A 10271-nucleotide genomic window follows, 5' to 3' on the forward strand; every position below is an offset into this window, starting at 1 on the left:
GTAACCTTTCTGCAGTTATCGAGCAAGCCCTAGATAGCAATACTCCAGGAGTTCGGTACAGGAAAAATTGCGATCGCTATATGGCAACCCTTAGCGGTTATGGGGTAAACTGAGAATAGTCTTTTTGTTGCGGAGCGATCGTCTTCTGCAAGCTTCGCTAACGCACGACTCATATCAATTCCGCTGTGCATCGTCAGGCGTAAAGTCGACTCAAGCTGCCAACAAATAATTCGCGCAATTTTCATTTTTTTGACCCCTCCTTCAACAGTCAACAGTCAACAGTCAACAGTCAACAGTCAACAAGCACGGACGGTGCAACCGGAATCGATATCATGCTACTTGCCTATCCCAAAATTCCAGATAGTAAAAATTGCCCTTACGAACAATGTGTAGCTTTTGAGAAGTACGATGGCACTAATTTGCATTGGGTTTGGGAAGTTGAACTTGGTTGGTATGCTTTTGGTACGCGCCGCAGTAGATTTGATTTGGATGATATGGGAATTGCAGAATTTAATGCTGCACATCCAGGTTTAGAAGCAGCACCAGAAATATTTAAAAGAGACTTTGCTAGTCCCTTAGAGTCTATATTTCGAGAGAACGAACTGTATCACCGTCCTGAAATTACTGTGTTTACAGAGTTTTTTGGTGCTAACTCGTTTGCGGGAAAGCACAAAAAGGACGATCGCAAACAACTCGTGCTTTTTGATGTGGAAACCGAGGGCGGTATGGTTGTTCCCGATCGGTTTATTCAGGATTTTGGTAAATTAAATATTGCGCGAGTGATTTATCGTGGCAAACTGACGGGCAAGTTTATGGAGGATGTTCGCAAGGGGAAATACGGTGTAGATGAAGGTGTTGTGTGCAAGGGAGGCCGCAATGCTAATAATCTGTGGATGGTGAAGATTAAGACTGATGCGTATATGCAGAGATTGCAGCAAGCTTTTCAGGATGATTGGGAAAATTACTGGGAGTAATATCAAACTGATAGATCAACTGTCACAAGCCAAAGTGGGAGATATCGGCAACCCCCTTGGATTTCACAATACCGTTGCGTAAGTCATCAGGAATTAAAGTATATTGGTCATAATCAATAGACAGCCAATAAAAAAATCAGGGAAAATTTAGTTATGACATCTGTGCAGCTTGAAAAAAAAGCCATGACTGAAGAAGATGTGGCAAAGTTATGGGAAGCATTCAAAGTATTTGACGCGGACGCCAGCGGTGCTATCTCATCAGAAGAACTGGGTCAAGTGATGCGATCGCTCGGCCAGAGTCCTAACGAAACCGAGCTGCGCGACATGATCAAGGAAGTAGACGTAGACTTGTCGGGCAGTATCGATTTTGAGGAATTCAAAATGCTGATGGTATCCCAGCAAGGCGATCGCCAGAGTCGTCTCAAACTGGCATTTAGTGTATTTGATGAAAACGGTAGCGGTCAAATCACCAGAGACGAGCTGCACGGCGTGATGAGCCAGTTTGGGCTGACAGAGCAAGAGCTCGATGAGATCATCAAAGAGGTAGATCATGACGGCGATGCCTCAATTGACTTTAAGGAATTCTGCAAACTGGTACCGGATGAGTCAGAGATCGCAACCGGATATCAAGACTCGCCGGTTCCGGTTGTCAGCACACAGACAACCGAGATTTCAGATAGTACAGCCGCTGCGATCGCAACTACAGCAACTGCTATCAATGAGGCAGCTTCTGCCACTATTGAACCTAATCTACAAGAAGCACCCACCGATAGCAATCCAGAAATAGCGCGCCTAAAAGAACTACTCGCCCAACACCCACAAGCTGAGAACAAGCGCGGTACCTCCCGCTTGCAGATGCAGATTGGTTTGTTTCGTCTGATCCAGGGAGCAGCCTACCGCAGCTTCCGCGAGAGTTTTTCGGCGAACCACGAGACTCACCTGCGCGTGAGAAACTTGCCCTACAGAATCGTTGATTTTGTGCAATTTGTCAGATGTGCGATCGGGCTTTATAAAGGATTGGGTGTAGTAGAGTCGGCGTGCAACCCTGTACTGGATGCAGTAGTTAAATCGATCGAAGATGAATATGCCAGACTACAAGATCGCATCAAAAACTGGAAGACTATAGAAAAAACTCCAGAAATGTTGGCAGAACAAAAAGCCATGTTGGAGGCGCGGGGTAAGTCTGCAACTGCCAAGGAAAAGTTTGCGGCGGGAGTCGAGTTTGCCATCACCATCAAGAAGAAAAGTCTCAACTTGCGTGACATCGCCGAGGGTGTGCTTGCCATCAACGAACTCAACCGATTGAGAAAAATGGAACTGAGTGAGGAAATGGCACCGCCACCAGCCAAATCAGAAGGAGATCCAAAAGAGTACCTGAAGAAGTGGAACCGCGTCATTCTCTCGGATGCTTCAGAGGAAATTGATGGTGCGATGATGCCAGTCGCCTATTGGTATGAAGACTTTATGCCGAAGCTGTTGGCTGCCTTCAGCGTCAGCACAGCAGCAGACATCCCCTTTAACACGGTGCCTGACGAAGCAGCTTTAAACCAGTGGTACGAAGCTACGAAAACCTCTGGGGAATTTGGGCGCTATGGGGCGGATGTTGTAGAAAGCTTTCCCAAATGCGCTCCAAAACAGAAGCTAATGCTCAAACAGGCATGGCGCTTGACGCACAACTACCTGAATGGGGTACAGAAACGGCGCGAACGCTTGGAGTTTGGGCGCGAGTCTGGCGAACTTTCGCAATATGTATCCTTCATTGACGTGTATATCGATCGCAGTGAAGTAAAGAATTCACAAATGCGCGTCAGCTTCCCTTACTATATTGGCCCTGCGGTGTGGCGTTTCTTCCACACTACGGCTGAAATCGTCTCTACCAAGACCCCCCAACAGCAAAAAACTCTGGTGGCAATCTTCAAGGACTTTTTCAAGCTGTTTGCCACTATGTATCCCTGCCCCTACTGCCGCCACCACCTCAACGCCTATGTCGTGCAGAATAAAGAGGTGGAAATGTACCCTGTAGAGTACCTTGTACTTGGGCGCGACCCGCGTCTGAATGACTTTGAGGTATCAATGGAGGCGAAGCTGTCCACTGTAGTAGATGGCGATTCCCTGCGCTTATTCTTCTGGAAGTTGCACAACACTGTCTCTTCCTCAATTGCGCGATCGGAGGAGTGGTATCACAAGGATGAGAAAGCATTCTACACTACCCGTTATTGGCCCAGCATTGACTCTGAGCTAGCACGAGCCAAAGCCCTCAAACACATTAGCATTGCCACCGATCGGATGTACCGCCTCTACGGTATGCTCAAGCCAGCGGCACGACTGACAGGGGTGAGAGCAACTTTGCAACAACTGTTGGATAAGCGGGATGAGGAAGGTATCAAGGAGGCTTGCTTAGTTGCCCAAGATTATATCAAGGAGTTGGAGGAGGCGATCGTCACCGGACAATTCTTACAAGAGACATATTACTTTGACCCTGATCTTGTGGATCAAGCTCCAGTCTTTAGTCCTGAAGAAGAGGAGTTTGCTCGAAGCGGTGTGTTCGTAGAGGTTGCTTAAATATCAGTCAGTAAAAAGTTAAGTTTTTAAGCTTAACTTTTTACCGCTACTAGAAAAAATTAAAATATTAATGATCGCTCAATGCCTAAGCCGAATACCCATGCCAAAAAGACTCAAATCATTGAGGCACTAAAGCAGGATTATTTTCAAATGACCGCGCCGCTTCAGAGGAACTGGACACCAGAGCAACATGAAAAAAATCGATTGAGTCGTTCTTTGGCTGCATTTGCGATCGCCAATATTGCCGATATTACCCCTGCTCAAGCGGCTAACTCAATTGTCAATGGGGAAAATGACAATGGCATTGATGCCATTTATTTCGATCGGATGAAAAAATTGCTTTTGTTGGTACAGGCTAAGGCGGGGAATGCTCCGAATATGGGTGATAATAAAAAATTTTGTGATGGGATTAGAGATTTAGTCCATCAACGTTTTCAGAAATTTAATGATGGCTTAGCTCGGTTGCAGCAAGATGTTGAAGATGCTTTAAATACTAACGGGGTAAAAATAGTTGGCTGTAATATATATCTTGATGAAAGCCTTAGCTCTCATGTGATTACGGATCTTGATCAGTTAAAAACTGAACTGAATCAGTTCGCTCCACGTTTTGAGTGGCAAGATTTAAATATTAGCATAACACATGGTTGGTTGACAGCAAAACAAGCGATCGCCCCTGTTGATGTAGTCTTGACCTTGGAAAACTGGCATTGTTTAGATCGGCCGCGTAGGGCATTTTATGGATTGGTTAAGGCTTCGGAACTGGCATCTTTATATCAACAGCATAATAAGTCGCTTTTTGAGAAAAATATCCGTTATTATCTAGGTGCAGAGGATGTTAACTTAGCGATTGCGGAAACTGTCAAAAATCAACCATCTGAACTATTTTATCTCAACAATGGTCTGACGATTACTTGTTCGCTAATTAGTCTGCCATTAGGACATAAACAGGAATCAACTCAATTTACTTTAAAAGATTTTTCCGTCGTAAATGGCGCGCAAACGGTAGGAGCTATCGCTTCTGTTTATCAGGCTAGTGGCTCAATATCTGGTGATGCAAAGTTATTAGTTACAATTATTGAAGTGGGGACGGAGACTGATAATATTGGCGAAAAAATTACTGGGGCCAGAAATACGCAAAATGCTGTGCGCGATGTTTATTTGGCCGCGTTAGATTCCAATCAAGAACGTTTGCGACAGGAATGTATGGTATCGAATATTGTTTACGAATATCGACCATCGGCGGAGCGGACTCAGGATGCGATTACGATTGAACAGGCGGCAGTTGCCCTTGCTTGTTTTAGCGGTGATACGGAAATTGTGGTTGCAGCAAAAAGAGAAATTAGTCAGCTTTATAAGCGTTATTATGATATATTGTTTAGTGATGGGATTTCAGGAGTTACGCTTTGTCGTTATGTGCGAATCTTTCACTATCTGGATGAAATTTTTTCGGCTTCAGAACAGGCTGCAACAGGTCAACAAAAAAAGTTTTATAAGCACGGTAGATTTTTTATTCTAGATATTCTTGCAAGACGCTATAAACCTTTGCTCAATAAGCATGAAGTTTATTTGTCGGAAGATGATAAAATGCAACTTTCACGAATTGGGTTAGAGCTTGCTGAGGTTGTTTACACTGTTGCTGAATCTCGATTTGCTAGTGACAACAAGGGATATCTTGCTATTTTTAGGAATATCACAGATGTTATGCCTTTAACGAGTGAAGTGATGCAGGAGTTAGATCGCAGGGATGCTCAGGCTTAAAATCCGAATATACCTACAGTTTAACTGGTGAGATAGATATTAATTATGAATAAGAAGCAGAGACTAGAATTAACATGGATTGGTAAGGATATTCGCCCCAAGCTGGAGCCGCGAATTTTGCTGGAAGATCCAGAAATATCTTATCATGCTGCTCATCAGGTGAGTGAAAATGATATTTTTGATAATCGCTTAATTTTTGGGGATAATTTGTTGGCTCTCAAGGCTTTAGAGTCTGAGTTGGCAGGAAAAGTTAAGTGTATTTTTATTGATCCGCCATATAATACAGGCTCAGCTTTTGAACATTACGATGATGGAATTGAACATTCTATTTGGCTGGGTTTAATGCGCGATCGTTTAGAGATTTTGCGTAATTTATTATCGAATGATGGTTCTTTATGGATCACGATTGATGACAATGAAGCACATTATTTAAAAGTGGTGTGTGATGAAATTTTTGGTCGCAACTGTTTTATTACATCCTTTATTTGGAGAAAAGTTGATAGCCCTAACGATAATAAAGTTGCCATTACACCTGATCATGAATACGTTCTCTGTTTTGTAAAAGATCCGAGATTAGTACAGTTTAAACAGAAACCTGATAACTCAATTCTCCATGCTTATAGACAACCTGATTCAGAGTCAGATCGCCCTTACAGAGATCGATTATTAAAAAAGAACGGCAAAAGTAGTCTTCGGTCAGATCGACCATCAATGTTTTTTCCAGTTATTGCTCCTGATGGTACAACAGTTTTTCCAATCCATGACGATGGCCGAGAGGCTTGCTGGGCGATAGGTAAAAAAGGAGTTGAAGATTTGATAGCTCAAGGAAATTTAATTTGGAAACAGCGTCAACAAAACGGTATAAAGCGATGGGTTCCGTATACAAGAGAATTTGCAGCAGAGGAGCCTTCTCGTCCGTATCCAACAATTTGGAATGATCTCGATACTACGCGACAAACCAAAGCACATCAAAAGATTTTGTTTGGCGAGAATAGTTTGTTTGAAACACCAAAACCAGAAGATATTATTTGTCGCATCTTACAAATTTCTACAGAAATAGGTGATCTGGTTCTTGATTCATTTGCCGGCTCAGGAACAACAGGCGCAGTCGCGCAGAAAATGGGAAGACGCTGGATCATGATTGAACTCGGCGAACACTGTCATACCCATATCATTCCCCGACTCAAAAAAGTAATTGATGGCGAAGATCAAGGGGGAATTACTAAAGCAGTTAACTGGAAAGGTGGCGGTGGGTTTCGTTACTATCGTCTCGCACCATCCCTACTAGAAAAAGACAAATGGGATAATTGGGTGATCAACAAAACCTATAACGCCGCCATGCTTGCCGAAGCACTCTGCAAAATCGAAGGTTTCACCTACGCACCATCCGACACCTTGTATTGGCAACATGGCTATTCCACCGAAAGCGACTTTATCTATGTCACCACCCAAAATCTTAGTCACGAACAACTATCCAAACTTGCAGACGAAGTAGGACAAGAACGCACCCTACTTGTTTTATGTACCGCCTTTCGAGGCCAAACCGACATATTCCCAAACCTCACCGTTAAAAAAATTCCTAAACAAATCCTTTCACGGTGTGAATGGGGACATGATGATTACAGCCTAAAAATTGAAAACTTGCCAAAAGCACCCCCAAAGTTCGGACAATTAACACTATTTGACATGGATACCTATGATAAATCAACTTGTTAATAATATTTCTAATCGTCTCAGTCTGCGCCATCCCCAGCGCGCCTCATTAGAAATTCTCGATCGCATTTGTGAACTCTTATTTATCTCAGACATCATAGAGAGAGAAACAAGTTTAGTCGCCATTAAAAAAGAATTCCCAACGTTTACTGACTTCGAGCGCGACTTTCCATCCCTATGTTTTGCCCTAGCAACAGGTGTGGGTAAAACTCGACTCATGGGCGCATTTATCAGTTACTTATACCTAGCATATAACATCAAAAACTTTTTTATCCTTGCCCCAAACCTAACCATTTATAATAAACTGATTACCGACTTTACGCCCAATACCTCAAAATATGTATTTACGGGTATCTCTGAATTTGCGCTCTCTCCACCAGTCATCATCACAGGTGACAACTATGAAATGAATGCGCGAACGATCTTAGATCAACAAATTTCATGCAAAATTAATATTTTCAATATCTCAAAAATTAACTCGGAAGTACGCGGCGGTAAAAGCCCTAAAATTAAACGACTATCCGAATATATTGGCGAAAGCTATTTTGATTACCTGTCTAAATTAAAAGACCTCGTAATTCTCATGGATGAATCGCACCGATATCGCGCATCAGCAGGAGTTCGGGCTATTAACGAATTAAAACCATTAATAGGGCTAGAACTTACCGCCACACCCTTTATCGAAACCAATAAAGGTTCAGTAGCTTTCAAAAATGTCATCTATGACTATCCCCTCGGACGTGCCATAACCGATGGATTTGTTAAAGATCCTGCTGTCGTCACCCGCAAAGATTTTAACCCTAGGGCAATGTCACCAGACGCGATCGAGCGTCTTAAACTAGAAGACGGCATCTATCTCCATGAAAATATTAAAGCTGAAATAGAAACCTATGCTATTCAAACGGGAAAACAAATTGTTAAACCCTTTCTGTTAGTGATTGCCCGTGACACTACCCACGCATCAAAACTCATGGAACTCATTCAATCTGATGAGTTTTCCGAAGGAAATTATAAACATAAAGTTATTCAAGTTGATTCTAGTAAAACGGGCGCTCAAGAAGATGAAATGGTAGAGCGATTGCTCAAAGTAGAACATACCGATGAACCTACTGAAATAGTTATCCATGTAAATATGCTCAAAGAAGGTTGGGATGTCACCAACCTCTATACAATTGTCCCTCTGAGAGCCGCAAATTCTAAAATCCTGATCGAGCAATCTATTGGACGTGGTTTACGTTTGCCCTATGGAATGCGTACAGGTGTAGAAATTGTCGATCGCCTAAATATCGTCGCCCATGACAAGTTTCAAGAAATTGTCGATGAAGCAAAGCGCCCAGAATCCCAAATCCGCCTGAAACAAATTATCCTCACAGATGAAGACTTACAGCAAAAGACACAAACAGTAATTTCGCGATCGCAACTAGCCCAAAATCTAGGACTTCACCCCGAACAACCCATTAATTTACCTGATAATTTACCTGCAACCGAACCCCAAAATATTCAACAATCCCTATTTCAATCACCTATAGAACAAAAGATTGTAGAGCTTACATACCAAGAAATCCTAAAGCTTGAAAGCCGCCCCAAAGAAGTCCCAACCACCGCCCATCTTGCATCCCCAAAAGTTCAGGCCAGGGTGCGCGAAGCCGTAGCTAGAGAATATCAACCCGCACAAATGGAAATTGAAGGTATAATAGCACCTCCAGATATTGAAGCGATCGTTGCGAAAACAACGAATTTAGTTATCCAGCAAACCATCAATATTCCTAAGATTATTGTTATTCCTAAAGGGGAAGTGCGATCGGGTTTCAGGTCTTTTGCCCTAGATATCACAGGCTTAAATTATCCCGTTCCCTCCCAAGAAGAATTACATATTCAATCGCTAACAACGAATAAAGTTGAATTCATGGGAATTATCAAAGAAAACTTTGAAGAATCACGGCTAGAAAACTATATTGTCAAAAATTTAGTCAACTTTGATGATATTTCCTATGACGAACACGCTGATTTACTCTATGACCTGGCGGGTCAAGTTCTCAGTCATCTTATGACCTACTTATCCGAAGAAGATACACACAAAGTTTTACGCTTTTACCAAAGGGAAATTGCCAATTTTGTCCATAGTGAAATGCAGCCCAATTTCTGGGAAGAAACAACAGGTTATGAAGTCAAAATTAGTAAAGGTTTTACAGCCCTAAAAGAGAGTGCCTACACTACCACTGCTAAGAATTGCCTTGATTATCAATCTTCGCCACGAGACAAAAGCAATATGTCCAAATATCTGTTTACAGGCTTCTCCAAATGCCTCTATCGAGAACAGAAATTTCAATCGGAAGCAGAAAGAATACTAGCACTGATTTTAGAACGGGATGCAATCAAATGGTTTAAACCCGCAAAAGGACAATTTCAGGTTTATTACAAATGGCATGGAGACTATCCAGAATATCAACCAGATTTTGTTGCTGAAACAGAAGAAGTTATCTATATGCTGGAACCAAAAGCTCGAAATGAAATGGACAATCCTCAAGTGCTTGCTAAGAAAGATGTCGCAGTTCAATGGTGTCAATATGCTTCGGACTATATGCTAAAGCACGGTGGCAAACCTTGGAAATATGTCTTAATTCCCCATGATGAGATCAAAGAAAATATGACACTCCAAAAACTAAGCGATCGCTATACCGCCACTACTAAGGGTTAATTTCAGGGGCGATCGGGATCTAAAAAGTAATCACTAGCCATGCTACCAACCGATGCCAAAGGGCGAAATCTAGGAAAATATTTCAACTATCGAGAAATCCTTCATTACTCGATGCTATATTTTTAGCCCCCCAGCTTTTCCATTACCCTACTCTTCAAGTTCTAAATATCGAGCCAAAATCTGTTTAATTTCTGGTATTTGGTGCAACTCCAATTGCCCAAGACAGCGCACAAGTCTGCGTTTATCAAACGTCATCGGATCGACGCACACGATAAAACTCTCGGTACTCAGACCATGGAGAGTCGAAGGAATTACTGGCAAAACAATGGGCCGTAAATGCTCGTTTGGAACAGCAGAAGTGATGGGCAGAACTGTAACTTTACTGCGTTGATTAAAAGCAGTTCCTGAAATAATTACCGCCGGTCGAGTCTTGCGGATTTCTGTACCGACTGAGGGATCGAAATTCACAACCCAGATGCTTCCCAGTCGCAGGGTAAGAGCATCTCAATCAGGCTTGACACAAGCACTCTTTGAATCTGCATCATATAGTCATCATTCATCGCCGC

Annotated in this window: 7 protein-coding genes; 5 read left to right on the forward strand and 2 right to left on the reverse strand. The window is 42.5% G+C overall.

The genetic code is table 11. The annotated features are described in order from the left end of the window. Positions 1–29 precede the first annotated feature (29 nt). Positions 30–245 (reverse strand): hypothetical protein, encoded by a 216-nt coding sequence (locus QUB06_RS28730; protein ID WP_333438179.1) that lies wholly within the window; start codon positions 243–245, stop codon positions 30–32. A gap of 87 nt (positions 246–332) precedes the next feature. Between QUB06_RS28730 and QUB06_RS28735 the strand changes: the two genes are divergently transcribed. The 5 genes from QUB06_RS28735 to QUB06_RS28755 all read left to right on the forward strand — a co-directional run bounded on the left by QUB06_RS28735 (position 333) and on the right by QUB06_RS28755 (position 9705). Next, positions 333–974: an RNA ligase family protein gene (locus tag QUB06_RS28735; protein ID WP_333438180.1), complete on the forward strand. Its 642-nt coding sequence runs from the start codon at positions 333–335 to the stop codon at positions 972–974. Between the two features lie 153 nt (positions 975–1127). Next, positions 1128–3536 carry an EF-hand domain-containing protein gene (locus QUB06_RS28740; RefSeq protein ID WP_333438181.1) on the forward strand — a complete coding sequence of 803 codons (2409 nt, stop codon included), beginning with the start codon at positions 1128–1130 and terminating at the stop codon, positions 3534–3536. An 81-nt stretch (positions 3537–3617) separates the two neighbouring features. Beyond that, positions 3618–5294: an AIPR family protein gene (locus tag QUB06_RS28745; RefSeq protein ID WP_333438182.1), complete on the forward strand. Its 1677-nt coding sequence runs from the start codon at positions 3618–3620 to the stop codon at positions 5292–5294. Positions 5295–5339: 45 nt separating this feature from the next. After that, positions 5340–7010 carry a site-specific DNA-methyltransferase gene (locus QUB06_RS28750; RefSeq protein WP_333438183.1) on the forward strand — a complete coding sequence of 557 codons (1671 nt, stop codon included), beginning with the start codon at positions 5340–5342 and terminating at the stop codon, positions 7008–7010. Next, entirely contained in the window at positions 6991–9705 is a 2715-nt protein-coding gene (locus tag QUB06_RS28755; RefSeq protein WP_333438184.1) for a DEAD/DEAH box helicase family protein, read from the forward strand. The genes QUB06_RS28750 and QUB06_RS28755 overlap by 20 nt, the downstream gene beginning before the upstream one ends. Positions 9706–9852: 147 nt before the next feature. On the opposite strand, the gene QUB06_RS28760 is transcribed toward QUB06_RS28755, so the two are convergent. Further along, positions 9853–10197: a type II toxin-antitoxin system PemK/MazF family toxin gene (locus QUB06_RS28760; protein ID WP_333438185.1), complete on the reverse strand. Its 345-nt coding sequence runs from the start codon at positions 10195–10197 to the stop codon at positions 9853–9855. Positions 10198–10271 lie beyond the last annotated feature (74 nt).

This window comes from Microcoleus sp. D2_18a_D3 (assembly GCF_036702455.1).
Lineage (GTDB): Bacteria > Cyanobacteriota > Cyanobacteriia > Cyanobacteriales > Microcoleaceae > Microcoleus.